The organism is Cognatishimia sp., assembly GCF_049116455.1.
GTDB lineage: Bacteria > Pseudomonadota > Alphaproteobacteria > Rhodobacterales > Rhodobacteraceae > Cognatishimia.
This window is the reverse complement of the sequence record NZ_JAGDYW010000003.1, coordinates 713992-738512: the sequence shown is the minus strand read 5'-3', so window position 1 is coordinate 738512 and position 24521 is coordinate 713992. Positions and strand designations below refer to the sequence as shown.

Below are 24521 nucleotides of genomic sequence, written 5' to 3'. Positions count from 1 at the left end.
GGTTTACACAAGCCGGATTGATCCACGGATCAAAGGCGATGCGGTCCTAGCTTCCTACGCCAGTATCAACTGGGTCAGGTTCAAAGGGTCGCGTCGCTGGGCATCAGCCCATATCCGCCTCTCAGTTCCTTGCTGGAACTCCCCTGCGTGCAGGAAGATTACGCTCGGAAAAGTTGTATGGTCAATGCGACATTTCTACTGGACCGATGGTCATGTGAAAACTGGAAATTATCACCCCTACTTAGGTCTCAAGGCTTGCTCGTTGCGCGTAAATTTCCGATAAAGCAGGCAGCCCAAGGAGATTGCACATGATTGCGCGCATCTATCAGCCAGCCCGGAACGCCATGACATCAGGTCAGGCCAAGACCAAGGTTTGGATTTTGGAGTTTGCTCAGGCCTCTGCCAGAGACATCGACCCGCTGATGGGATGGACCGGCTCGGATGACACGCAGTCTCAGGTGAAACTGAAATTCCCGTCCAAAGAAGCTGCTGTTGATTACGCAAAAGAACACGGAATCGAGGCAACGGTGACGGACCCTCAGAAGCGTAAAGCGAATATTCGCGCCGGTGGCTATGGGGAAAACTTCGCGACCAATCGCAAGGGGCCTTGGACGCATTAACTTTTTGTAAATCGGGATAAAGTTGTCTCGAAATCGGGACAAAGATGTCGCGAAGTTCAAGGAAATCGAGAAATAATGCCGCTGCGTTCTAATGGGCGGCGAGTAGTTAATTCGCATTTTAAAAACTTTGATCAAATTTTATAGAAAGTTTGCGATAGTTGTCGCTTCAAATTCGTTCGAATACCGATCGCTCGAATTTGGTTCCTCAAGTATATAACACAACTGAGAAACGCTGCGATCGAAAGCGCATTCGGTTCGAAACTTCTCCAGGCAATATGGCTTTAGTGTCTGCCGTCAGTGCCTACTGGACCAAATCGGGTGATTTGAAAAGGAAGGTTTCTGGCTCATCGCCCTCATCGGGGAGTAGGCTGTGAGAAAGATTTGGCGTTTTGCCATTCTCGTGTTGTAAGGGCGGCCCAGTTCTTGTGTAACTTCGAAGTTACTGCGCTCCTCTGTTATCGAGGATTTTAAGAAGACCTAGGCGCGCCCGTCTTTCTAAATGCAAAATGCGTCTATATTTGCAGCGTTACCTACCAAACCCGAAAAGAGAACTCCCTTCGCTTCAAACAGCATGAGAAGGTTTGGAATAGGCGCTGATGACGGACTCGCAGCCACCAAATTCATCGATATTATTTGGTGGTCTGTCCATCGCTGATACTAGGGTTTTACTGTTATTTTCCGAGCGCTTCCGCATTCAATTGTTCGATAGCGTGCGCCGTTGTTCATGTTGCCGTATTGGCCCGAAAATTGGGATTATAAGTTCCATTTAATGTGGCTACTGAGCGTGGGTAGGGCAAGCTATTTCATCTGGATAAGGATCATGTTGGCACCGGTACGGAAAAGGACGATGCGCATGGTAGTTCGTGAGTTTGGCTTAGCCAATCGCATTTGGCGTGGCCTCGATTGGAGGTGCCGATGGGAAAGGATTTAGCCTGGACTACCCACTCTGCGAATTGAAAATATCCAATGGCCTCTCGGAAGTACGGTTTTGAGCCACGGCAAATCCTCATCAAATGGAAGAAGCTAAATGACATTAAAAATAAAGATAAACGGGCAAGAACGCACAGTTAATGCCCCCGAGGGAACACCGCTTTTGTGGGTTATTCGTGATGAATTGAAAATGACGGGCACGAAATTTGGCTGCGGCGTTGCTGCATGTGGTGCTTGTACAGTCCACGTTGACGGTGAACCTACCCGTTCTTGCCAGACTTACGTAGAGGATCTTGAAGGCGCAGAAGTTACAACCATCGAAGCGATGGCTGACACAACTATCGGCGCTGCAGTTCAGCAAGCTTGGAAAGAACTTGATGTTGTTCAGTGTGGTTACTGCCAGTCCGGTCAGATCATGTCTGCCGTTGGTTTGCTAAAAGAAAATGCGAACCCGACCGCGGAAGAAATCGATGAGTACATGGATGGCAACGCCTGCCGTTGCGCCACTTACCAGCGTATCCGTACTGGCGTCCAACGCGCCTCTGAAATTCTGGGAGCCTAAGAAATGACGATTGATACTTCTCGCCGTGGGTTCTTGAAAGGCGCGAGCGCAGCTGTGGCTGTTCTTGCTTTTGGTGCGACATCTAAAGGTGCTTTGGCTTCATCGGCAACATCGACAAGCAGCATCACACCTTTCGTAAAAATTGGCGCTGATGGCACTGTGACGGCGATCGTGAAACACTTCGAAGGTGGGCAAGGCGCAGCGACAGGCCTGTCAACATTGATTGCCGAAGAAATGAACATGGAGCTGGCAGACATCAAGTTTGAAACAGCACCGTCTAATGTCGAAGTTTACAGCAACCTGTTTTTCCCTTTGCAGGCGAGTGGCGGCTCAACGTCAATGGCGAACTCGTTCATGCAGTACCGGACTGCAGGAGCAGCAGCGCGTGAGGTCCTATTGCAAGCGGCTGCCAAAGACTGGGCTGTCGACGCGGGTGAACTGGTTCTAAAAGATGGCGTTATTTCCGGCGCAGGCAAGACAGGTTCTATCGGCGATTTTTTGTCGACTGCGGCGGGAATTGATGTTCCTGCTTCGCCTACTCTGAAAGCACCTGCAGAGTGGACCCAGATCGGGAACCCTCAAAAAGAGCGCGTTGATAGCAGCGCTAAGGTAAACGGCGAAGCCGTTTTTGGCATGGACATCCAGCTGGACAACCAAATGGTTGTTGCGATTAAACGCACACCGAAGTTTGGTGGCGTCGTGAGCTCATTCGACGACTCGGCGGCGAAAGAGGTCCCTGGCTTTATCATGGCCAAAGCGCTGCCGAATGGTAAAGGCGTTGTGGCTTATGCAGATAACACTTGGGCCGCGTTTCAAGCACGCGATGCGCTAGACGTTGTCTGGGATGATACAAATGCGGAAGGCCGCAGCAGTTCTGAAATCAAAGAAGAACTTTTGGCAGCTGTTAATACAGCGCCTGTACATCAGGGTACTGCGGTCACTTTGGACGCGGCGAATGCGGCCATCGAAGGTGCCAAAACAGTTGTCGAACGCGAGTTCTATTTCCCGCTGTTAGCGCAGGCTCCTATGGAGCCATTGTCTGCAACGATCGCCCCAACGGACGACGGTGGCGTAATTATGTATGATGGCGCGCAGAGCCAGACAGGTGATCACCAAGTGATGCATCAGATCCTCGGCCTTTCAATGGACAAGATCCAGGTAAAAGCGATCTACGCCGGAGGCTTCTTCGGTCGCCGATTTACCATTGATATGGATTACGCAACCGAAGTCACACTTGCCTATTCCATGACAGATGGTAAGCGCCCTGTGAAGTTGGCTTGGTCACGTGAAGATGACATCACCGGCGGCTGGTATCGCCCGTCATACGCACACAAAGCGCGTATTGGTTTGGACGAAGAAGGCAAAATCGTTGGCTGGGATCATCGTGTTGCGGGACACGCGATTGCAAAAGATGGTCTGTTCAAAGCTTTCTTTGTACATAATGACGTTGACCACTCCTCCATCGAAGGGACTGCAAACTCTGTTTATGCAATTCCTGAAATGCACGTTGGTTTGACTGACGCTGGTAAATCAACAAGTGCCACATACTGGCGTTCTGTGGGTCACAACCACAATGCTTACGTGATGGAAACTATGATGGATGTGGCGGCCGCAGCTGCGGGCCAAGATCCTGTTAGCTTCCGTTTGGCGCATTTGGCATCCGACTCTGCCGATCACATTCGTAAGTCGAACGTGCTTAAAATTGTCGCTGAAAAAGCGGGTGTTGGTAAGGCTTTGCCTGAGGGTCACTTCCATGGTGTCGCCGTTCACAAATCGTTTGGCACATATGTTGCTGAGGTTTGCGAAATCTCGATCGATAGCGATGACTACGTTCAGATCGAGAAGTTTACCGCTGTTGTAGATTGCGGCATTGCGGTGAACCCTGACGTTGTGAAGGCACAGGTCGAAGGTGGTATCGGCTATGGTGTTGGACACATCATGCGCGATGAGATCACTCTGGATGGCGGTGTTGTTGAACAGCAGAACTTCCCAGATTACGAGCCGCTGCGAATTCACGACATCAAGGCGATTGATGTTCACATAGTGAAGTCCAACGAAGCGCCAAGCGGTATCGGTGAGCCTGGCTTGCCACCTGCGGGCCCTGCATTGGGTAACGCAATCGCGGCATCAGGTCGTCCGGCTGTTACTCATCTGCCGATGATCAACAACGGTGTTGATTTCGTTTAACCAAGCTCAGCGTTGCCTGCAAAATAGCGGGCAACGCCCTACCTACATGTCATGCGAGTATTGACCTCCCGTTTCGCGGATCAGGTACTCAGCAGAGGTGATTTCCCAATGTTGATGACATCCTCTTTCGATTTGGTCTCAAGCCGAGATACAATTACTGAGATCCTTCACTACGATGGCGCAGCAGCGCTTGCGATCATTATTGCGATCGAGGGTCCGTCTTATCGTCCATTGGGCGCCACTATGGCCATTTTGGATGACGGTACACGTGTTGGAACCCTGTCTTCTGGCTGCATTGAAGCCGATATTGCCCAGCATGCGCTGGACACGCTTGAAACCGGCGATCCGGTCACCATTCGCTACGGGCAAGGCTCGCCTTTTTTTGACATCCAGCTGCCCTGCGGTGGGGGGCTTGATATTTTGATTTTGCCGCGCCCCGATAAAACCGTTTTGGCGCAGTTGGATCAGCAGCGCAATGCACGCGTACCCTACACTTTGGAGATTGATGTTGCGACGGCGGCGATGACCCTGTCTGAAATCCCCGTCACCGCGTTGTCCAATGGGGTGTTTCAAGCGCATTTCCAGCCTGATGTGCGGTTTTTGGTGTTTGGAAAAGGTCCAGAAGCCAGCACTTTCTCGGCGTTGGTAACCTCGAGCGGCTATCCAAACCTGCTGTTGTCGCCAGATGCTGAAACCTTAGAAGAAGCTGAGCGCTTTGGCGGAAAAACTGTACAACTGACGTCCAAATCCATCCCTGATAACGTGAAAATAGACCCAAGAACCGCAGTCATTTTATTTTTCCACGACCACGACTGGGAGCCAGGTATTTTGGCTGATGCCTTAGCGACCGAAGCCTTCTATATCGGAGCGCAGGGAAGTAGACGCGCCCGAGATGCGCGACTGTTGGAATTGGAAGCAATGGGTGTATCTGAAACAGATCGGTCTCGTTTATTTGGGCCAGTCGGTCTGATCCCATCGGTGAGGGATGCGAAAACTCTTGCGGTTTCAACACTTGCCGAAATTCTGGCAGAAGCCGCCTAGGCTCTAAAACATTTGCCGCCGGCTGGTGTAGTGTCGCCAATAATCAGGTCTTTACGGGCCAATTTGTCATTCGCAACGACACGCAAGCAAAGGAATGGTTCTAGATAAGGGCCAACGTCAATCCTGCAGCTGGTGATTTTTGATGTATAGATTTCGTGCGATCTGAGTTTGTAGCTCTTCAATTCTTGTAGAAGTAAGCGAAATTTTGAGTGGATTAAAACAATGAAAACGATTGGAATTGTGTTGGCCGCCGGGAAATCGCAGCGCTTTGGCAGCGATGACAAGTTGCTAGCAAACTATAAGGGACGCACGCTTTGTAGCTTTGCGGCCGACGCGATGCGTAGCGCTGGTTTGGACGCCCAAATTGCCTGCGTATCAACCCCATGTGTTGAACAAGAGTTCCAGGGCTTTGACATTGTGACTTGTACTGGCGTTCAATCAGATAGTCTTAGATTTGGTTTGAAACGGGCAATGCAATTGAACGCTGATAGGGTAATCATTGCTCTCGCTGATATGCCCAACATAACGTCCAGCGTTTTGCGAAAACTAAAAGAAAGTGACCAGCCGATCGCAGCCTGTATAGATGAAAGTGGACTGATATCTGTTCCAGCACTTTTTGAGAGTGCTCTATTTCCTGAGCTGATGAAATTGGAGGGGGACAAAGGCGCCAAAGCACTGCTTCGAGCCAATGCTGCTTTGAGCACCGTGGAAATTTCAAGACTGGAGTCGATAGATATAGACACTCCAGACCAGCTTTGAATGTCGCTGGTTTTGCAACCGAATTTGGCAGTTCAATGATTGCGCTGCGAGAACTCGTCTCCCGGTTACCTCGCTTAATTGCTTAGCACGAACAGCTTATTTGTAAGTCACCAAATAGGCTCCAAAGATCACAAATGCTGAGCCTGCAATTTTGCTAACTGATAAATGTGAAATCGGGGCGCCAAACAATCCATATTGACTGAAGACAATGCCAGTTAAGATTTGCCCTGAAACGATCAAGATAAAAAATGCGCTGATACCAATTCGAGGCACCAGATAAGATGAGCCCAATACCATCGCCGCACTCATGACACCAGCACTCAGCAACCAGATGGGCAGGGCGGGGATTTTTGCAAAATCCGTCAGCTTGCTGCCGGTAAAAGCTGCGATGAACAGGGACGAAACAAATGCGACACCAAAAAAAGGAACATTCGCGAGCGCCACTGAGTTCAGGAGGTTCGCGGTTTGCGAAATCATCGGTAGGTAAACCGATATAAGGGCGCCCATCAAAAGAGCGAACAAGATCAGAGAAAGGGTCATGTTATGTGCCTTCCACGGGGTATTGCTGGATAGCTGCCGGGGGCACAGCGCACCCCCGGAGATTGGTCATAAATTAGCCGTTGATCGCGTGCGCAAACTCTTGAGCGAAGTCTTCGAACGAGCGCACAGGGCGGCCGAGGATTGTTTCAACGTTATTGGTTACCGAAGCGTAGTCAGCGGTCGCGAACCATTCGAAAGCGTCTGCAAGTGTTTTTGATGTCCATGCGTCCAGACCTGCACCGTTCAGAGCGCCTTCAAAGGCGTCTTTCGGAATATCTACAAAGTTTACTTCTTTGCCGGACGCTTCAGAGATCGCTTTCGCCTGCTCAGCTGAGGTCAGCGCAGACGGTCCGGTCAAAGGGTAGATCTTTTGAGCGTGACCTTCTTTTGTAAGGACTTCTGCGGCGACAGCTGCAACGTCATTGATGTCAATGTTGCTGTAAGCCTTGTCACCTAGTGGGCCGTAGAATGCGCCTTCAGCTTGAATGGACGGCAGGTTACCGTAGAAGTTCTGGAAGAAGCTATTTGCACCTAGAATGGTGTAGTCGACACCTGAATTTACGATCATTTTGTCGGTTTCGGCGTGGTCGCGGATCAGGTCGGACGTTGCGTCCAGTTTTGGGTTCAAACCAGATTGTTTTACGATGCGTTTAACACCCGCATCTTTGGCTGCTGCGATAACATTTTCTGTCCAGGACAGCATATTCGGGTTGATTGGCATAACAAAGTATATGGTCTCAACACCGGTCATCGCGGCGATCAAACTGACTTGGTCCTCATAGCTAGCAACGCGGACTTGAGATGCTTCAAGGCCCAAGGTGTCGCCTTTCCCATATGCTGAGACGGCAACGCCAAAGTCAGCTTGTTTTTCTTTTAGTTGATTAACGATCAGCGAACCTGTGTTGCCAGTCGCACCAAAAACGAGAATATCCATTGTGTTATTCCTTCAGTAATGCGGTCTTGCCGCGTTTCGTCTGAGGTGGATATAGCTTGTCCCGAATTTGTTGATTAGGTAGGGGTGATGGAATTGATTGTCCCACTTAACGGTTTAATATGAAACATACCGATGCGTTGAAAGTGTTTGTTGAGGTGGTGAGGCAGGGGAGCTTTGCCGAAGCCTCAAGAACCCTGAACCTGCCCACCACAACGGTGAGCCGAAAGATCAAGTTGCTAGAAGAGGAGTTGGGTTTACTTCTTCTGCACAGAACAACCAGAAGCCAGACTTTAACCGAGGCCGGTGAGGGTTTGTTACCAAAGGCTGAGGCAGTTTTGGCTTCGCTACAAGAGTTGATGGACGACATTTCGGACAATGCACATTCGCCAAAAGGGATGCTGAGCATTTCTGGTCCTGCAACTGTTTTGCGTGAGTATACTCCTGTATTTGCCAGGTTCTTGCGCAAATATCCTGACATCTCGTTGCGATTTGAAGGATCAAGTCGGTATCAAAACCTTATTGATGATCGTCTCGATTTTGCCTTTCGGGTTGGCCCTCTAACGGATTCTTCGATCATCGCTCGTCGGGTTCAAACCATGAGGAATTATCTGGTAGCAAGTCCATCATTTCTCAGTGGAAAAACCCTTCCAAAACACCCTTTAGAACTATCAAACTGGCCGAGTATCCGGTCCCACATTAACGGATATGAAGCGCCTTGGGTTTTTTCGAGCGAAAATGGCGAAAATCTACAAGTACACCCCAACAATTATGTTGTTAGTGACGATCTGTCATTTTGCCTGAATATGGCGATCGAGGGGATGGGCGTCGCCTACCTTTCTGACCACTTGATTGATCGTTATTTGGAGGATCAATCTCTTGTCGCTCTAACATTCGGAGAATGGGAGCCAGTCTCAAGGGATGTATTCCTTGTTTATCAAGAAAAGTCTTACCTGCCACCCAAGTCCCGCGCATTCATCGAGTTCTTTTCCAATAGTAAAAACTACTGAAGCGGCTGATACTATATCAATGGTATATGAGCATGATCGTTCATTGTCCTAAAAGAGTTGAATGACGGCGTTAGTCTGCCGGGATTGCATTCAGAAAACCGAAAATGCGGTTCTTAAAAACGTATCTACGGTATCCGGTGACGCCCGGCGCTTGATAAGCGTCATCGCGCTGCTCAACTGCAAATCTATATAGATCGCGGCATCAGAGTTGGACAGATCTGTCGAAACCTCTCCATGTTCTTTGGCGCGTGCGATCCAACCTTCATAAGTACTTAAAGTCTCTGCCCGAAGCATTCGGATAGTCTCTGCGGTCAAATCGCCCATATGAGGATGCGCTGCAGTCATATCTTGCAACAGGCATCCCTTTGCCGTGTCTAATTCTTTTTGAGACAGACGGAAAAACCCGAACAAGTTTTCCAAGCTTTCCGAAAAAGAATCATCAGACTGCAGAACCGCATAAAGAGGGGCTAAGTTCTCTTCGCGGTAGCTTTTTAAGACTGTCTGTTTAAGGCCGTCTTCGTTGCCAAACTCGCGATATAAACCAGGCTTTGAAACACCTGAGCGTTTGCAAATCTCGTTGATCGAAACATGTGTCGCGCCCTCGGTCCAGTAGCTTTCTTTTGCAATTTCAATCAGATGACGGCGATCAATCGTCTTGGGGCGTCCTCTGGAGGCGGGTTTTTGCTGTGTGTTCATTTTGGTACCGTCTGGTATTTTATGCTTGCGTTTTATTTATGTACCACCTAGTACGAAAAAAATCAACCAAGGATGACATGCCGGTTTGGCAAATATTAGAAAGAGTGAAACATGACTAAAACTGTGCTTTTAACCGGTATTTCCGGGTTCATTGGATTGCATAGCGCAAAAGAACTACTAAGCCAGGGATACGCGGTTCGCGGCTCTGTTCGTAGCAAGCGAAAAGAACAACAGGTGCGCGATACGCTCACTGCAGCATCTGTTGATGTATCAAACCTGACAATCGTCGAACTGGACCTGGGATCCGACAAAGGCTGGGATGAAGCTGCTTCTGGTGCCGACTTTATCATGCACGTCGCCTCGCCATTTTTCACTTCACAGCCGAAGCATGAAGATGAACTTATTGTTCCGGCGGTTCAGGGCACACTACGGGCCATGCGCGCTGCCAAAAATGCGGGTGTGAAACGGGTTGTTTTAACCAGCTCTGCTGGGGCGATGTTCAGTAAGCTATCAGGTGAGATTGGCCCGAAAGATTGGACAAATACCGACGTTCCAAAGATGAGCGCATATCTTAAAAGCAAGACACTCGCTGAACGTGCGGCTTGGGATTTCATGGAGAATGAAGCCGCTGGGACAGGTCTGGAGCTGACCGTTATCGCGCCGGGTGCAACATTTGGCCCACCTGTAGGCGATGACATTTCCGGTGAGGCCCTGACCTCTATCGCCCGCATGCTTGGCGGCGAAATGCCAATGGTTCCAAAAATCGCGATGCCTATGGGAGATGTGCGTGATGTTGCGGCCCTGCATGTCAAAGCCCTAGAAACACCCGAAGCAGCCGGACAAAGGTTCCTTGCCGCCGACGCGCCTGCGAGGGGCTTTCGAGACCTTGCGCAGATGTTGAAGGATGAAGGGCATAGTGGTCCAAGCACCCGCCTTGCTCCCAATTTTCTTATGCGGATCATAGCTCTTTTCGACAAAGAAGCCCGCGGCATGGTGGGATGGCTTGGTCTGAACCTGAGCGGTGATAACTCTGCGACGCGCAAAACGTTTGGCTGGGCACCTATTCCGTTCAAACAGACCGTATCGGAAACGGCAGCTAAGATCTCCGGCCTGCAGTCCTAGTCAGGGCTAGTTACCTGATAGAAAACGAATAATTGGGGGGCGTACCAAATTAGGGCGTCTCTGTTCTGTAGAAGGCGCGTTTGAACGCTCTCCCAATTTTCCAACAATTTCCCCTACAAAAAGAGAAACCACTATGTCTAGTTTTCGTGATCGAAAGAAATTCGCCACAGTCTTTGGTAGCCAGATGGCCTATATCGAAGAGGGTGAAGGGGGCCCAATTGTCTTCCTGCACGGCAATCCTACTTCGTCTTACCTATGGCGCAACATCATGCCCTATCTCGCGGGCAAAGGCCGCCTGATTGCGCCCGACTTGATCGGTATGGGCGATAGCGACAAGCTCCAGAACAGCGGTCCTGACCGCTACACCTATGCAGAACAGAGCAAATACTTGTTTGCATTGCTTGAACAGCTTGGCGTGACTGAAAATGTCACACTCGTGCTGCATGATTGGGGCTCTTCGTTAGGGTTTGAATGGGCCAGCAAAAACGAACACGCCGTGAAAGGCATCGCCTTTATGGAAGCTGCGGTTAAAGCATTGCAAAACTGGGATTCATTTACGGATGAAGGACGTGCGTTGTTTGCGGGCTTCCGTTCGCCGGCTGGTGAAGAAATGGTTCTGGAAAACAATATCTTTGTCGAAGGTTTCATCCCTGCAGCGGTTATGCGCGATCTAAGCGAAGAAGAAATGAACGAGTATCGTCGCCCATATCTAAACGGGGGTGAAGATCGCCGGCCTATGCTAACCTTCCCTCGTCAGATCCCGATTGCAGGCGATCCGCCTGAAGTAGCGGCTGTGGTTGACGCATATTCGGAATGGCTTGGAAAGACTGATCTTCCCAAGCTGTTTGTAAATGCTGAGCCAGGTATCATCCTGACTGGTGAGCTTCGCGATTACGCACGAAGCCTTTCCAATGTCAGTGAAGTCACGGTTCCTGGTCTTCACTACATTCAAGAAGATTCACCCGATGAAATCGGTGCAGCCATTCGGGACTGGTTCGGGACGCTTTAACACAGACCAAGGTGAGCCTTTCAAGGCGGAATGGCGGACAGTTAACCATTCCGCAATCTGGCTGTGGGTTCCGCCGCAGGTCTCCACCTTATGTAACGGGGTTCCCTCGAAGAAACTGGACAAGCTTTGCGTGATTGGAGCTCAACTCACTAATTACAAAATGCACCATCAATATGAGAGTAAAAATGTTTAAAATAATAGTAATGGTTCTTGCCGCGCTGAATATGGTTTTATTTGCGCCGGCAATCATCGCCACAGCGATCAGCAACCCGACACCTGAGAGCTTTTCAATGTCCTTCGCACTGGCGGGGTTCTTGATCATGACGGCGGCCTTACTTGTTTGGGCGACTCATAACTTACCTGAGCGCGCTCCGGTCCTGTTCTGGAACGGTATGGTTCGCATTTTTGCATCTAGTGCGACGGCTTATGCGATCAGCATTAACCTCGAAGATGTCGCTCGCTATGCGTTTGTAGCCTTTGATATGACCGCAGGGATGATTTTGATTATGGGCGCGATCAAAACATCCCAACGCTCGCTGTGGGAACTTCTCCTGTGGCGCGTTCGTTAACCCTAGTAAGCTGAGGATCACAAGTAATGCGAAGGTCGCCTTTCACAAAATTGTTGTGTGATGAACCGATATTGGGAAGGGCTAAGCCAATTTACGTTTTCTAAGAAAACTCACGCCAAATGCGTTTTCTAAGATGCTTCTGGCAACCGTCTGAAAATCGCTGATTTGTATCAAACGAAATTTCGGCTAGCCAAGGTGCGTAAAAAACTTGTCATGCAGCTTGCACCAAAATTCAGCTCCAATACCGAGCATCTCGTCATTGAAATCGAAGTAGGGTGAGTGAAGGCCAGGGGTGTTGTCAGATTGCGCGGTGCCAAGCCAAACATATGCACCTTTGGCCTCCTGCAGCATAAATGAGAAATCTTCAGACGCCATGGATGCAGTTACAGCAGGTTGATCCAGCCCCATCTCAGCCGCAACTGAGCGCGCTATTTCTGCGCAGGCTGGCGTATTCACGGTTGCCGGATAGCGCCGCTGATAGTCGATCTCAACCGTGCATCCATAGGCGGCTACAATATGCTCTGTTGCGCGACGGAACTGTTTTTCAAGCTCGGTATTTGCCGTATCCGAGAACCAGCGGATCGTCCCGCGCAGTTCCGCTGTGTCTGGGCAAACATTCCAAGCCGTTCCCGCATTCACCTGCGTCACAGAGATGACGCCGGGATCTAACGGAGACAGAAAGCGGGCAGGGATGTCCTGCAGCATATTCGTCAACCGCGTCACTGCAGCGATCACCTCATCGCTTTGTTCGGGCATCGCCGCATGGCCGCCACGGCCCGTAAGCTTTACCGAAAAAATCGCAAAGGCCGCCATCATGTCGCGGTCATGCGCAACAAATGTACCTGCAGTTAGGCTAGGCCAGTTGTGTAGGCCGTAGACCTCATCGCAAGGGAAACGGTCAAACAGGCCATCGGCTATCATCTCACGCGCACCCGCATCATTTTCTTCGGCAGGCTGAAAGATCAAGTGAAGCGTTCCACCGGTGCCGGAATTCGCGAGTTCGCGCGCAGCAAGAAGCAAAGTAGCCGTATGTCCATCATGGCCACAGGCATGCATTTTTCCAGGGGTCTGCGACGCCCATTCAGCGCCTGTGAGCTCGTGAATTGGCAGCGCATCAATATCTGCCCGCAGGCCAAGCGCGGGGCCACTTCCATCCCCCAATGTGGCGACAACACCGGTTTTTGCCACGCCGGTTGTGACCTTGAAACCCCAACCATCCAGCAAACGGGCGATCACCTCTGAGGTCCGTGTTTCTTCAAAGCCAAGTTCTGGATGCCGATGAAGGTCGCGCCGCAGCGCAATGGCCTCAGTGATGTGTTCAGGTGCAAACCTAGTGATCATCATTCAGCTCGCTGCTTTGGTCGGGCCACAAAACGCATTGAGATCCCGCCGAGTTTTGACATGTCATTCGCAACCAGCGCATCGCCGATTTGGGTTAAGGGGACCGAGGGCGCAATGGCTGCTAAATTGAAGACCGCAAGATCAGAAACACGTACATCCAGCGCGGCCACACGTGGTCCATCCGCCAGATAATTGGCCGGAAGCTCCGTTCCGTAGAATGTTTGATACCGGTCTGGATTCATCACGCGCCAAAACCCATTTGTGGTTTGCACCATAGTGAATCCATCTGCGTCTTTGGTCACGTCTGATCCATGAAGATTAATAAGCCATTCCAAAACGGATGCGCTGTCGCTGTCTTCTGAAGCAATGGTCGCCGCCTCAAAGCCGTGGCTGCCATTTGGATGCTCCATCCGGTCTGGGAATTCCAATAGGTCCCGTCGATGTTGCTGGCAGGCAAAGACCGAAAGGCGAGGCAGGGTGTCGTTGCGGAAAACCTTCAACGTGGTTTTGGTGCGATCAGGCTGACCATCAGATCGGATAACATCTCGACCAAAATCCACCGTGCCCGTGCAGGTGATACCGCGCGCGCTGAGCGCGGCTACTTCGGCCTCTGCGTCCTCTGTGAACAAGGCAGACAGAGCGACCCCTTCAGAGGTCTCAAGGTATCTCTCAATGTGACGCCCAAAGAGAAAACCATTGGTTTCATACCCATCCAAAAGAGTAGCATCCCCGACGCTCACCAGTTCTAGAAGTTGGTTACGAAACAGCGCCAATGCGGTCGATGTGCCCCACGGGTGCTGACCGGGAGGCGCGATATGGAAACCAAGGCTACGGTAAGTTTCGATGGCGGCGTTAAGATCACGAACCGCGACCAACGGATGGTCGATACCTAGATTGTGAGCCAAGTTTTCATCTCCGAACCAGAGTGTTTCAGTTACATTTGGGATGTCATTTGGCGGCATTAAATCCGCTGAAACTGTTTTGCCCACGTTCGCGCACTGTGGCCTTGGCCCCATAGGCCGTGACGCCTGCGGGGATGTCTCTGGTGACGATGGCGCCAGAGGCAACAATCGCGCCCGCGCCGATCTCGATACCACCCAAGATGGTCGCATAGGCCCCAAGCACCGCACCTTTGCCGATCTTTGGGTGGCGACGCGCACCAGTGTCCACCAAGTTGGAACCCAACGTGACCCCGTGCCAAAGACTGACATCGTCTTCAATGATCGCGGTCCGACCGACAACCACGCCGAGGCCGTGATCAATCCAAACACGACGCCCAATGATGGCTTGCGGTGCAAGATCAATGTTGAGCGTGCGGCCAAGCAATGCCTTTACCGCTGCAGATGCGGTTTCCCGCCCTTGCAGCAAAAGCGCGCGCGACACCCGCTGTGACAACAGCCCCTGCAGGCCAGGCGCAAAAAGCAACACATTTCCAATGCCGCCCACATCAATGTCGCGCTCGGCTGTGGCCATCAGATCTTCGACTGCCAAAGCAACGACGTCTGGATCTTCGGAAAAGGCTTCGTTCGCCAGATCGCGCACCGTGCGGCGCGCGTCCTTGTCTTGTGTCAACCCGGCCAGAACCGCAGCCAGTACCTCTGCAGATGTCGTGATTTCTGACTCTGCGAACCCATATATCGTCCGAAGCGCGGGCTCCGTGGTAAACAAACGTTGGATATCTTTGACAAGATTTTCCTCAGATCCGTTCTGCGGCTTCATAATTGCGGGCCTTTCATTCGCTCGGAGCGTAACCAAAGGCAACCCGAGGAACCTCTGATGTTTCCACCCAAACACTCTTAGGCTCTGTATACTCCATCAGCACATCCATGCCACTGGATCGCCCAAAGCCAGATGAGCGCGAGCCGCCAAATGGGGTTGAAACATGGATCGCTTTATACCCGTTCACCCAGAAGGTCCCAGCGCGCACTTTTGCAGCCATGCGATGAGCCAGGCTGACATTGTTTGTCCAAACTGCGCCAGCAAGACCAAAATCCGTGCTGTTTGCGATCCGCACTGCATCCGCTTCATCTTCGAAAGTAAGCGCTGTTACAACCGGGCCAAAGATTTCATTTTGCGCGGCATCAGAAGAAGGTGGTAGATCAGCAAGGATTGTCGGAGGCACAACCAACGCATCGCCAAAAGCATCATCCGACGCGATCACTGTCGCGCCATCATCGGCGGCTTTTCCGATCATTGAGGTGACGTGATCAAATTGCCGTCGGTTGCTGATCGGGCCAATTTCCGTGTCTTCGCTCAGAGGGTCACCAACCGCGAGTTGCTTCATGCCGTCCGCAACCATTCTCAGGAATTTGTCTTTGATGGAAGCTTGAACCAATAGACGAGAGCCCGCAACGCAACTCTGTCCAGCGGTGGCAAAAATCGCTGCCTGCGCACCGCGACAGGCCGCTTCTAGATCAGCATCTTCAAAAACGATGTTTGCGGATTTCCCACCCAGTTCAAGTACCACTGGTTTTAGGGCTTTCCCTGATGAGGTCGCAACAATGCGGCCGGTTGCAGGAGAGCCCACAAAGACAACTTTACGCACGGCATCATGGGCAATGGCGGCTTCACCTGCGGTCGGGCCCAGACCCGCAAGAATATTGACAAGGCCTGCAGGCACACCTGCTTCGACACAGATCGCACCAAGTGCGAGAGAGGTGGAAGGGGTCAATTCGGAAGGTTTGAGCACAACGCCATTGCCGCAGGCAATCGCTGGCGCGATTTGCCAAGCTGCAGTGAACACAGGCGCGTTCCAGGGCGTGATTTGGAAAATAACCCCCAGTGGTTCACGTAATGTGTAGTTTAGGTGTCCGCTTGGAACGGGAATGACTTCGCCATGGAGCTTGTCTGCATAGCCCGCGTAATAGCGGAAGATTTCCGCAACTTTGGACACTTCGACCCGGCAATCCCGGATCGGTTTGCCAGAAACAGCGGTTTCAAGCTGCGCAAGGATCTCAAGCCGTTCTTCAACGATAGTCGCGATCTTTTGCATCACAACGCCGCGGCCCGCTGCAGTGAAATCCGTCATCCAGGATTTCTGCGCCTCTTCAGAGGCGACACAGGCCGTGTTCGCGATCTCGGCACCACAATCATTATATGTCGCTAAAACCGTCCGCGTGTACGGGTCTTCTAGCGTGATCGGCTGTCCCGTGCCGTCGACAAAAGCGCCATTTACATAGCTTTGCGGAACTGGATTTAAACCGAGGTTCGCGCAATGAGAGGTGTAGTGTTTGATGCGATCAAGCATTGGAACGCTTTCTGTATTTGAAAATCTCGTTGAAGTCGGCGCTGTCCTCCAGCATCTCCCGGCTTTGCTCCCAGATATTTGCGACGGCACTTGTGGCTGGCAGATCAATGCCAAGCCGTTCAGCCAAATCCGTGGCCAGCCCAACATCTTTGCGCATCAGCCCCATGGTAAAGCCTGAATCAAACGCACCGTTGGTGATCCATTTCGGGAAATTCACTTCGCTGACACCAGAACGACCAGAACCCGCGTTGATGCCGGTCAGAAGTTCCTCGATGGAAATGCCCGCACGTTCCGCCATCTGCGCCATTTCGCTCATGAGAACAAGATTTGCCGCACACAAAAGGTTGTTCGCAATCTTAACGGTATGCCCAGCACCTGATGGGCCGATATGAATAAGCTTTCCGGTCATTTGATCCAAGATCGGCTTCACGGATTCAAAGGCAGCCTTATCACCGCCAACAACCATGGTCATTGTGCCTGTGCGCGCGCCGATGGGCCCACCGGATACCGGGCAATCCAGAAAAACATATCCGTTGTCAGTAGCAATCCGGGCAAGACGCTTGGTGGTGTCTGGTTCCGAAGTGGAGGTATCGATCACAACGGTGCCTGATTTCAGATGCGGCCCGAGGTCATTCATCACGGCTTCGACAATCGCAGCCTTTGGGAGGGAAAGGATAATGGTGTCGCTTTTGCTGCCAAGTTCTTGAAGCGATGCGGCGATCTCTGCGCCCATTACTGCAGCGCGTTCGCGGGCTTCTGGCATTGCGTCAAAACACAAGACGGTTTGGTTTTGCTCTGTCAGGCGCGCGAGGTAACCGCCGCCCATGGCACCTAGGCCGATAAGACCGATCATTAATTGTCCCTTCCAACGGAATGATTGGAGATCGGAAACGACAGGTGTTCCCAGCTCCTCATTTGCAGATTGGAACAGGCTAGGCTTGTTGGGAATTGCTGTAGATCGGAAATTGTGTTGCATTTTATGCAACACATGCTGGGTGCATTTGCCGTGGACTAGGATTGAACCGCATGTCCAAAGGCATTCATACTGCGACTTGCATGATTTGCGAGCCTGATGGCGGCCTCCGGCAGGCGGCGTCCAGATCGAGAAATTAGCGCAGCCTCACCCTGGGAAAACTCTGGTACGTCGATTGGTATCGTCGTGATTGTTGCATCGGCGATTTCGCCTGCGACAACAAAGGGCGGAAGGATCGCAACGCCAAGACCTTCGCGCACAAAGTTGCGGATCGTTGCCAAAGAGTTTGCCTCCAAAACTGCATTGAACCTGACGCCATAGATTGCCTCAACATCCCGCACCATCGCGCCGATTCCAGAACCGGGCATCAGCAGGGCCATCGGCAACGCGGCCAAACGATCGATGGAGACAGAAGACGACGTATTTGCCCATTCAGACTTCGGGCTCACAAGCAGTTCAAGCGGCTGCGCTTTTTTCGCAATGACCTTACACGTGCGATCAGGTCCGGCGTTGTAGACAAAACCAAGATGGGCAGCGTCATTTTGAATGTCCTGCAATACTGATTCAGTCGGACCACTCTGCATGCTAAAGGTGATTTGGGGGTAGGCGACCTGAAAGCTAGGCAGCGTGTTTTTAAGCAAGTCGCTTATGAAGCCATCGCCCACTGCTAAGTTGATTTTTCCGCGTTTGAGGCCGCGAAGCGCATCAAATTCTCCGATCAGGGCTTCGAATTCGGCTCGGTTACGACGCAGGTAAGCTAAGAAAAGCTCACCAGCTTCCGTCGGCCGAACGCCAGTTTTACGTCGTTCCAATAGGGGGATCGCCAGCTGCGCCTCTAAGGTTGAAACATGGCGACTGACCGTGGAGGGCTCTTGCTCGAGTGCAGTTGAAGCCGCACGTATCGACCCTTCCTGGCAAACTTTGATGAAAGTCCTTGCAAGTTTGTCGTCCATTTTAATCAACTTTTGAGGAGCCTTTGCTTGGTTTTGAGTACTATCGCTCGACGTTTGGTGCAACAACAGTGATGCTCTAGACTCCTATCAGATTTGATCATCTTACCTAATTCAATTGAATGTCACCGTTGTCTCAGCCACTTTTATTGGCCGATCGTCCAGTGTATTGTTTTCTCAAAAATGTCTTAGAGCCGTCATTCTCCGCCTCGCGGCATATAGTTTTCAAATGGGCGCCCCCACTCTCACTCACGGCTATCTCCCGCTAAGATAACAAAGGGGCGGACACAACCGTTCAATGTTGTTGCGCGATTCGTATTTCTTGCTTGGAAACGCTCAAAACCAGACCAACAAGGTCTCTATGCACGCCAAATTCTTGTGACTTAGAGCGGTGGGACGATTTTTTTTTACCTTAAATCACTTACGAAAAGCACTCTGAAAGCGTGTGCATCTCATTTCCAGCAATGAATAAACCACCCTACGAAGTCTTTGTTCCCAGCCAATTTTAGTGAAAAATAACGGATTGAATTATAATGGTATTTTTGGGCGATTGGAGATAACTTTAGCCCGATCTACATTTTGTACTCAGCAGTACGAAGGTAAGATTTAGAACTAAAATACCAGATTAACTGATCAAAGCCTCCTGAGTTAGGTGCGAAAGCGTCTTGGTTATATGTGGGTTTTGAATGAGGGTTTGTCCCTCCTGTGACAAGGAACGTCTTATTGTCTTCTGTAAGTGACCGCATTGCCAAGGTTATCGCGACCGAGATTTCCGCCCGATCCGAGCAGGTTGTATCTGCGATTGAATTGCTGGATGGTGGTGCGACGGTTCCATTTGTGGCGCGTTACCGCAAAGAGGTAACTGGCGGACTAGATGACACCCAATTGCGAACACTGGGGGATCGCCTGACTTATTTGCGCGATCTTGAGGCGCGGCGCAAAACCATCCTTGAATCGATCAAATCCCAAGGCAAGTTGACCGATGCCCTCAGCCGCCAAATCATTGGCGCAGAAACGAAATCGACGCTTGAAGATATCTATCTGCCTTTCAAACCCAAGCGTCGCACCAAAGCGATGATTGCCCGCGAGAACGGTCTTGAGCCGCTTTTGCGCGCCATCCAAAGCGCTCCTAATGTTGATCCGCAAACCCATGCTGAGACCTATCTTTCAGCCGAAGTTGATACGGTGAAGGCTGCGCTGATGGGGGCACGTGATATCCTTGCAGAAGAACTGTCTGAGAATGCCGATCTGTTGGGTGCGCTGAGGGATTTCATGATGCGTGAAGCGCGGATATCGGCGCAGGTGCTGCCGGGCAAAGAAGAAAGCGGTAAAAAGTTTTCTGACTATTTTAACCATTCAGAGAAATGGGCGGATATTCCGTCTCACCGTGCGCTTGCCATCCTTCGGGCCGCTAAGGAAGAGATCGTCACAATCTCGATTGAGCCTGAACTAGAGACGGGAACAGAGCGCGCTCAAGGGATTGTTTGCCTTGCCATCGGTGAGCTTGGAGAGGGGGCGGGGGATCAGTGGTTGCGCGACGCGGCTGGCTGGACCTGGCGCGTTAAGCTATCACTGTCGATGTATATTGACCTGATGACCGACCTGCGCCGTCGTGCCCATGAAGAGGCGATTGCGGTTTTTGCTAGGAATTTGAAAGACTTGCTACTGGCGGCTCCTGCTGGCAATCGCGCAACGCTTGGGCTGGATCCGGGCATTCGGACCGGCGTAAAAGCCGCAGTTGTGGACGCGACGGGTAAGTTGCTTGAAACAGCCACGTTGTATCCATTTCAACCCCGCATGGACGTACGCGGGGCAGGGGCCAAGATCGCTGAACTGGTCAAACGACACGGGGTCGAATTGATCGCGATTGGCAATGGTACAGCAAGTCGCGAAACCGACCGACTGGTAGCAGATACGTTGAAACTGATCGACGGTCCAAAGCCAACGCAGATTGTGGTCTCTGAAGCCGGGGCCTCGGTCTATTCTGCCTCTGAATTAGCGGCGCAGGAATTCCCTGATCTTGATGTGAGCCTGCGTGGCGCGGTGTCCATTGCGCGCCGGTTGCAGGATCCACTGGCTGAACTTGTTAAGATCACGCCAGAAAGCATTGGTGTTGGGCAATATCAACATGATGTTGATCAAAGACGTTTGGCACAGGCTTTGGAGGGCGTTGTTGAAGACGCTGTTAACGCAGTGGGTGTTGATCTTAATATCGCTTCAGCGCCGCTGTTGACCCATGTGGCTGGGCTCGGCGCCTCCTCGGCGCAAGCCATTGTTGCACATCGTGATACGAACGGCGCCTTTGGTTCGCGTAAAGCGCTTTTGAAAGTTGCTGGTATTGGCCCGAAAGCCTTTGAGCAATGTGCGGGATTCTTACGAATTCGCGATGGAGAAGAGCCTCTAGATGCCTCTTCGGTTCACCCTGAATCATATGATGTCGCACGCCGTATCACGCATGCCTGTGGGCGTGATCTGCGCGATATCATGGGTAAGCCGGAAGCGCTTCGCGGTGTCAGTGCAGAAGCGTTTGTTGACGATCAATTTGGCCTCCCAACAGTTCTTGATATTCTCGCTGAACTTGAAAAGCCTGGGCGTGATCCGCGTCCGGCGTTCAAAACAGCAAAATTTGCCTCAGGTGTTGAGGATATCAAAGATCTCAAACCAGGAATGCGGTTGGAAGGCACCGTGACGAATGTGGCGGCCTTCGGAGCATTTGTGGATATCGGCGTGCATCAGGACGGGTTGGTACATGTCAGCCAGTTGGCTGATAAGTTTGTGAAAGACCCACATGAGATCGTTAAAGCCGGGGATGTTGTAACCGTACGCGTCACTGAGATTGATGTCCCGCGCAAACGTATCGGATTGACGATGCGTGCCGCAGGCAACACGGCTGACGCGAGTGCCACCAAGAAGGGGCAGTCGGCAAAAGGCAAGCCGGGCGGTCATAAAACCAAATCGGCACAACGAGGGTCCGCACATCAGCGCGGATCGGGAACCCGGAACCCAAAACAGAATGAACTTGGGGCCCTTGGAGATGCCCTAAAAGCGGCGATGCGGAAAGACTAGGGCTGGTGAGACGTTCAGCCTAAAGTCTTTCGTGAACCTAAAGGCTGCTCAGGCGAAACTTGTGCAGCAATTCCAGCATCATGAGTTTCGCGTTCTGGCGGTGGGATCTATGGATCTCATCGGCACGCTGGGCATTTCCTTCGGCAATCGCTTCAAAGAGATTGCGATGATCTTCATTGGATTTCAAAGGCATAGGGCGCATGAATAGGGTGACCGAACGCGCCCGACGCACTTGGTCATTCATCAATTCAAACACGGTTTGCGCGCGCGAATTCCCTCCCAGACGTACCAGTTCATTGTGAAACTGGTCATCCATTTTGGCCCAAGTTTCTCGATCATCAACCGTCAGGGCCTCTTCCATTGCGTCGATGGTCTGGGCGAGGATTTTCAGATCGTCATGCCCATAGTTTTTTTCAGAGGCCTTGCGCGCAGCAAGGCACTCTAGCTCTGTCAAAACATCATAGATTTCTTCCATATCCTCTGGCGAAATCGGCAAAACTCTGATGCCCTTGCGGGGGCGAAGTTCCAACAGCCCCTGACTTTCAAGCATCAAAGCCGCTTCCCGAACGGGTGTGCGCGACATGCTTAGACGCTCGGCCAGCTCGCTTTCAAGGTGGTCCGACCCAGCGGCAAGATCGCCGCTGAAAATCATATCACGCATCATCAGCAGGGCGCGCTGCGTGTTTGAAATTGGCTTATCTGCGGCTGTGTTCACACCATCCCCAATGCGGTTTTCTGTCCGGTCGCTGCCGATTGATAAATGGCTTCTTCAATCTCGATAACACGAACGTAGTCTTTGGCTTCGTTTTCTAACGCGGTGCCATTCAATAGGCCAGAAATCACATGGCTCTGCAAGAGATGCACACAGTCGCCGCCAAACCCGTCCCAAGTATCGGGAGGCAGAATTTCTATCTGATCTGTCTGTCCAAAATCGCGCAGCGCAAGCGAACCGTCGCCGCGTAGTATAAGCGAGCCTTCTGTGCCTTCCACCAACGCCTCGCCCATGGTCCGACGAAGATTGTCTGCGGCGTGATCCAGATTGCGGTTTCCGTCAAGCATTGCGCGAACGCCATTAGGATAATCAAATAGAACAATCCCCGCGTCTTCCCCAGCAATCACAGGGTTCACTTTGCGCAGATCAGCATAGACGGCAGTGGGTTCCCCCAGCAGGTAGCGAAAGGTGTCCACCCAATGCACCCCTGTTTCATGTATGAGAAATCGCTGCATTTCTTGGAAATAGGGCTGGCGATCCATATATGCCTCTGGTCCTTGCCCGTCACCGGGACGCAGACGGAAGGTCAATTGTTGCACGTCGCCGATCTGCCCCGACGCCAGCACATCTTTCATTCGGCGATACCAGGGTTGGAACCGGAAGTTCTCATGTACAATGATTTTTGCACCGACCCGATCTGCAGATTGAATCATATCGCGTGCCTCTGTCAGGCTGCGGCAAAAGGGTTTTTGGCAAATTAGCGTTTTCACACCAGCATCTAGTGCTGTTTTGATGGCTTGGGCATGCGCGATAGGCGGCAAAATAATATCCAACAAGTCTGGCGTGGTGGCTTTCAGCATCTCAGCGAGATCTGAAAAGGCTGGAAGGCCCGTCGCGCGGGCTTTTTCAATGTCGCGATTGCAGGAGCCTACAAGGGTGACGTCATCCATGCGGGCCCAGCTGCCATAGTGAAACTGGCTAAAATAGCCAGCTCCAATACATGCGACTTTGATCTTTTGGCTCATGCGATTTCCAGTTCCAAAAGTGATTGCACGGCAGTAGCAGCTTCGTTGGTTGTCGCAGAGCCGCCTAGATCGCGTGTGAGAACATCGCCTTTCGAGATCGTAGCTTCTACAGCGCTGCGCAACCGATTACCGTCCGCAATAAGGGCGTCGTTATCGTGCTTAATGCCGAGCCATTCTAGCATCATTGCTGCTGATAGGATCATTGCAAACGGGTTGGCATACCCAAGCCCTGCAATGTCAGGGGCTGAGCCGTGGCAGGGTTGGAACATAGCATGTTCAAGACCGATGTCGGCAGAGGGTGCTACGCCAAGCCCCCCCATCAGACCCGCGCCGAGGTCTGAAAGAATATCGCCAAACATGTTTTCTGTGACCAGCACATCAAAGTCCCACGGTTTTTGCACCATCCAAAGGGCCGTCGCATCGACATAGGCGTGGTCGGCATTCAGATCTGGATGCTGTTCGGCCTCTTTGTCAAACAGCTCGCGGAAGAATGCAAATGCGCGAAACACATTGGCTTTGTCGACACAGGTGACGCGACCAGGACCCCGCCCGGCTTTTTTGCGGTTAGCTGCCAGCTCGAAGGTAAAGCGGAACAGTTTTTCTGAAATATCGCGGGTGATCAGAAGGGTTTCCCGAGCCTCATCTTTGGTGACTTCTCCGCAGCCTTGAGAATGAAACAGCCCTTCCGTGCTTTCACGGATTAAAACGAAGTCGATTTCTTTGCCTTCGGGCAGGATTAACGGGCAGTTTTGACCTGCACGGACGGTGACAGGGCGTACGCCTGCAAAAAGGGTAAGCTGCTTTCTTAAATCGATTTGCGGAGAGATTTCGGTGCCGTCTGCATAGCGCACATCAGGCAATCCCATGGCGGATAATAGAATCGCATCCGCCTTTTTCGCAGTTTTGATGGATTGCGCTGGGAGCGATTCGCCTGTGGCTGCGTAATGCGCTGCACCTGCTTCTACAGCGTTAAAGTTCAAAGCATATTCCGAGGATGATTCAGACAGGTTTTTTAGAATTTTCACCGTGGGATCAGTGATTTCCGGTCCAATTCCGTCCCCTGAAAAGACCGCGATTTCATATGTCTTACTCATAGACACTGTTCCCTTTCTGAATACTTGCCTTCGGGCTTTCAGCGCTGTGTTGCGCATTTATGTTGACAAAAAATTTATTAATGCATACGTAAATAAATGCAACAAAAAACGCATTGAGTCTGGGAGGACGACATCGG

The 24521-nt window shown here is 51.5% G+C and carries 22 protein-coding genes and 1 riboswitch; of the genes, 10 read left to right on the top strand and 12 right to left on the bottom strand.

The features are described from left to right. Nucleotides 1-34: 34 nt before the first annotated feature. Nucleotides 35-155, bottom strand: a riboswitch (TPP riboswitch). 153 nt (nucleotides 156-308) lie between these two features. The 5 genes from JXQ85_RS08635 to JXQ85_RS08615 all read left to right on the top strand — a co-directional run bounded on the left by JXQ85_RS08635 (nucleotide 309) and on the right by JXQ85_RS08615 (nucleotide 6099). Further along, nucleotides 309-620, top strand: a complete 312-nt coding sequence (locus tag JXQ85_RS08635) for an ETC complex I subunit (RefSeq protein WP_421748493.1) — start codon at nucleotides 309-311, stop codon at nucleotides 618-620. 1027 nt (nucleotides 621-1647) lie between these two features. Next, complete coding sequence (locus tag JXQ85_RS08630) at nucleotides 1648-2112, top strand: (2Fe-2S)-binding protein (protein ID WP_421748492.1); 465 nt, start codon at nucleotides 1648-1650, stop codon at nucleotides 2110-2112. A 3-nt stretch (nucleotides 2113-2115) separates the two neighbouring features. Then, entirely contained in the window at nucleotides 2116-4299 is a 2184-nt protein-coding gene (locus tag JXQ85_RS08625; protein ID WP_421748491.1) for a molybdopterin cofactor-binding domain-containing protein, read from the top strand. A gap of 108 nt (nucleotides 4300-4407) precedes the next feature. Then, entirely contained in the window at nucleotides 4408-5340 is a 933-nt protein-coding gene (locus JXQ85_RS08620; protein ID WP_421748490.1) for an XdhC family protein, read from the top strand. Between the two features lie 222 nt (nucleotides 5341-5562). Next, a complete protein-coding gene (locus JXQ85_RS08615) occupies nucleotides 5563-6099 on the top strand; it encodes a nucleotidyltransferase family protein (protein WP_421748489.1) in 537 nt (178 codons plus the stop codon). Between the two features lie 96 nt (nucleotides 6100-6195). Here the strand turns inward: JXQ85_RS08615 and JXQ85_RS08610 are convergent, their stop codons facing one another. After that, nucleotides 6196-6639 (bottom strand): DMT family transporter, encoded by a 444-nt coding sequence (locus JXQ85_RS08610; RefSeq protein WP_421748488.1) that lies wholly within the window; start codon nucleotides 6637-6639, stop codon nucleotides 6196-6198. Nucleotides 6640-6712: 73 nt separating this feature from the next. Next, nucleotides 6713-7573 (bottom strand): SDR family oxidoreductase, encoded by an 861-nt coding sequence (locus JXQ85_RS08605; RefSeq protein ID WP_421748487.1) that lies wholly within the window; start codon nucleotides 7571-7573, stop codon nucleotides 6713-6715. A 119-nt stretch (nucleotides 7574-7692) separates the two neighbouring features. Here JXQ85_RS08605 and JXQ85_RS08600 point away from each other — a divergent pair, with 119 nt between their 5' ends. Further along, nucleotides 7693-8580, top strand: a complete 888-nt coding sequence (locus JXQ85_RS08600; protein WP_421748486.1) for a LysR substrate-binding domain-containing protein — start codon at nucleotides 7693-7695, stop codon at nucleotides 8578-8580. Between the two features lie 90 nt (nucleotides 8581-8670). On the opposite strand, the gene JXQ85_RS08595 is transcribed toward JXQ85_RS08600, so the two are convergent. Beyond that, nucleotides 8671-9276: a TetR/AcrR family transcriptional regulator gene (locus tag JXQ85_RS08595; RefSeq protein WP_421748485.1), complete on the bottom strand. Its 606-nt coding sequence runs from the start codon at nucleotides 9274-9276 to the stop codon at nucleotides 8671-8673. Nucleotides 9277-9387: 111 nt separating this feature from the next. Between JXQ85_RS08595 and JXQ85_RS08590 the strand changes: the two genes are divergently transcribed. The 3 genes from JXQ85_RS08590 to JXQ85_RS08580 all read left to right on the top strand — a co-directional run bounded on the left by JXQ85_RS08590 (nucleotide 9388) and on the right by JXQ85_RS08580 (nucleotide 11976). Then, nucleotides 9388-10398 (top strand): NAD-dependent epimerase/dehydratase family protein, encoded by a 1011-nt coding sequence (locus JXQ85_RS08590; RefSeq protein ID WP_421748484.1) that lies wholly within the window; start codon nucleotides 9388-9390, stop codon nucleotides 10396-10398. Nucleotides 10399-10531: 133 nt separating this feature from the next. Then, nucleotides 10532-11407, top strand: coding sequence for a haloalkane dehalogenase (locus tag JXQ85_RS08585; protein ID WP_421748483.1), 876 nt, complete (start codon nucleotides 10532-10534; stop codon nucleotides 11405-11407). A gap of 185 nt (nucleotides 11408-11592) precedes the next feature. Next, nucleotides 11593-11976, top strand: a complete 384-nt coding sequence (locus tag JXQ85_RS08580; protein WP_421748482.1) for a hypothetical protein — start codon at nucleotides 11593-11595, stop codon at nucleotides 11974-11976. Between the two features lie 186 nt (nucleotides 11977-12162). On the opposite strand, the gene JXQ85_RS08575 is transcribed toward JXQ85_RS08580, so the two are convergent. From JXQ85_RS08575 to JXQ85_RS08550, 6 genes are all read right to left on the bottom strand, one after another. Next, nucleotides 12163-13320 carry an amidohydrolase gene (locus JXQ85_RS08575; protein WP_421748481.1) on the bottom strand — a complete coding sequence of 386 codons (1158 nt, stop codon included), beginning with the start codon at nucleotides 13318-13320 and terminating at the stop codon, nucleotides 12163-12165. After that, nucleotides 13317-14222 carry a VOC family protein gene (locus tag JXQ85_RS08570; RefSeq protein ID WP_421748480.1) on the bottom strand — a complete coding sequence of 302 codons (906 nt, stop codon included), beginning with the start codon at nucleotides 14220-14222 and terminating at the stop codon, nucleotides 13317-13319. Before JXQ85_RS08570 ends, JXQ85_RS08575 begins: the two co-directional genes overlap by 4 nt. Before the next feature lie 43 nt (nucleotides 14223-14265). Next, nucleotides 14266-15036, bottom strand: coding sequence for a serine O-acetyltransferase (locus tag JXQ85_RS08565; protein WP_421748479.1), 771 nt, complete (start codon nucleotides 15034-15036; stop codon nucleotides 14266-14268). Nucleotides 15037-15049: 13 nt separating this feature from the next. Further along, the gene (locus JXQ85_RS08560) at nucleotides 15050-16564 is read right to left on the bottom strand and encodes an aldehyde dehydrogenase family protein (protein WP_421748478.1); all 1515 of its coding nucleotides are present in this window, start codon (nucleotides 16562-16564) and stop codon (nucleotides 15050-15052) included. Continuing rightward, nucleotides 16557-17417, bottom strand: a complete 861-nt coding sequence (locus JXQ85_RS08555; RefSeq protein WP_421748477.1) for an NAD(P)-dependent oxidoreductase — start codon at nucleotides 17415-17417, stop codon at nucleotides 16557-16559. Before JXQ85_RS08555 ends, JXQ85_RS08560 begins: the two co-directional genes overlap by 8 nt. Nucleotides 17418-17575: 158 nt before the next feature. Further along, nucleotides 17576-18490 (bottom strand): LysR family transcriptional regulator, encoded by a 915-nt coding sequence (locus JXQ85_RS08550; RefSeq protein WP_421748476.1) that lies wholly within the window; start codon nucleotides 18488-18490, stop codon nucleotides 17576-17578. 720 nt (nucleotides 18491-19210) lie between these two features. Between JXQ85_RS08550 and JXQ85_RS08545 the strand changes: the two genes are divergently transcribed. Beyond that, entirely contained in the window at nucleotides 19211-21553 is a 2343-nt protein-coding gene (locus JXQ85_RS08545; RefSeq protein ID WP_421748475.1) for a Tex family protein, read from the top strand. 37 nt (nucleotides 21554-21590) lie between these two features. Here JXQ85_RS08545 and JXQ85_RS08540 read toward each other — a convergent pair whose 3' ends face one another. The 3 genes from JXQ85_RS08540 to JXQ85_RS08530 are packed head-to-tail and all read right to left on the bottom strand — an operon-like array spanning nucleotide 21591 to nucleotide 24384. Beyond that, on the bottom strand, nucleotides 21591-22268 hold the full coding sequence (locus tag JXQ85_RS08540; protein WP_421748474.1) for a GntR family transcriptional regulator: 678 nt from the start codon (nucleotides 22266-22268) through the stop codon (nucleotides 21591-21593). Beyond that, the gene (locus JXQ85_RS08535; RefSeq protein ID WP_421748473.1) at nucleotides 22265-23290 is read right to left on the bottom strand and encodes a Gfo/Idh/MocA family protein; all 1026 of its coding nucleotides are present in this window, start codon (nucleotides 23288-23290) and stop codon (nucleotides 22265-22267) included. The genes JXQ85_RS08540 and JXQ85_RS08535 overlap by 4 nt, the downstream gene beginning before the upstream one ends. Further along, on the bottom strand, nucleotides 23287-24384 hold the full coding sequence (locus JXQ85_RS08530) for an isocitrate/isopropylmalate dehydrogenase family protein (RefSeq protein ID WP_421748472.1): 1098 nt from the start codon (nucleotides 24382-24384) through the stop codon (nucleotides 23287-23289). The genes JXQ85_RS08535 and JXQ85_RS08530 overlap by 4 nt, the downstream gene beginning before the upstream one ends. Nucleotides 24385-24521: the final 137 nt, after the last annotated feature.

What these genes read in the sequence shown, in the direction of transcription:
- JXQ85_RS08635 (WP_421748493.1), top strand. Translation starts at nt 309, where the DNA reads ATGATTGCGCGCATCTATCAGCCAGCCCGGAACGCCATGACATCAGGT.
- JXQ85_RS08630 (WP_421748492.1), top strand. Translation starts at nt 1,648, where the DNA reads ATGACATTAAAAATAAAGATAAACGGGCAAGAACGCACAGTTAATGCC.
- JXQ85_RS08625 (WP_421748491.1), top strand. Translation starts at nt 2,116, where the DNA reads ATGACGATTGATACTTCTCGCCGTGGGTTCTTGAAAGGCGCGAGCGCA.
- JXQ85_RS08620 (WP_421748490.1), top strand. Translation starts at nt 4,408, where the DNA reads ATGTTGATGACATCCTCTTTCGATTTGGTCTCAAGCCGAGATACAATT.
- JXQ85_RS08615 (WP_421748489.1), top strand. Translation starts at nt 5,563, where the DNA reads ATGAAAACGATTGGAATTGTGTTGGCCGCCGGGAAATCGCAGCGCTTT.
- JXQ85_RS08610 (WP_421748488.1), bottom strand. Translation starts at nt 6,639, where the DNA reads ATGACCCTTTCTCTGATCTTGTTCGCTCTTTTGATGGGCGCCCTTATA.
- JXQ85_RS08605 (WP_421748487.1), bottom strand. Translation starts at nt 7,573, where the DNA reads ATGGATATTCTCGTTTTTGGTGCGACTGGCAACACAGGTTCGCTGATC.
- JXQ85_RS08600 (WP_421748486.1), top strand. Translation starts at nt 7,693, where the DNA reads ATGAAACATACCGATGCGTTGAAAGTGTTTGTTGAGGTGGTGAGGCAG.
- JXQ85_RS08595 (WP_421748485.1), bottom strand. Translation starts at nt 9,276, where the DNA reads ATGAACACACAGCAAAAACCCGCCTCCAGAGGACGCCCCAAGACGATT.
- JXQ85_RS08590 (WP_421748484.1), top strand. Translation starts at nt 9,388, where the DNA reads ATGACTAAAACTGTGCTTTTAACCGGTATTTCCGGGTTCATTGGATTG.
- JXQ85_RS08585 (WP_421748483.1), top strand. Translation starts at nt 10,532, where the DNA reads ATGTCTAGTTTTCGTGATCGAAAGAAATTCGCCACAGTCTTTGGTAGC.
- JXQ85_RS08580 (WP_421748482.1), top strand. Translation starts at nt 11,593, where the DNA reads ATGTTTAAAATAATAGTAATGGTTCTTGCCGCGCTGAATATGGTTTTA.
- JXQ85_RS08575 (WP_421748481.1), bottom strand. Translation starts at nt 13,320, where the DNA reads ATGATGATCACTAGGTTTGCACCTGAACACATCACTGAGGCCATTGCG.
- JXQ85_RS08565 (WP_421748479.1), bottom strand. Translation starts at nt 15,036, where the DNA reads ATGAAGCCGCAGAACGGATCTGAGGAAAATCTTGTCAAAGATATCCAA.
- JXQ85_RS08560 (WP_421748478.1), bottom strand. Translation starts at nt 16,564, where the DNA reads ATGCTTGATCGCATCAAACACTACACCTCTCATTGCGCGAACCTCGGT.
- JXQ85_RS08555 (WP_421748477.1), bottom strand. Translation starts at nt 17,417, where the DNA reads ATGATCGGTCTTATCGGCCTAGGTGCCATGGGCGGCGGTTACCTCGCG.
- JXQ85_RS08550 (WP_421748476.1), bottom strand. Translation starts at nt 18,490, where the DNA reads ATGGACGACAAACTTGCAAGGACTTTCATCAAAGTTTGCCAGGAAGGG.
- JXQ85_RS08535 (WP_421748473.1), bottom strand. Translation starts at nt 23,290, where the DNA reads ATGAGCCAAAAGATCAAAGTCGCATGTATTGGAGCTGGCTATTTTAGC.
- JXQ85_RS08530 (WP_421748472.1), bottom strand. Translation starts at nt 24,384, where the DNA reads ATGAGTAAGACATATGAAATCGCGGTCTTTTCAGGGGACGGAATTGGA.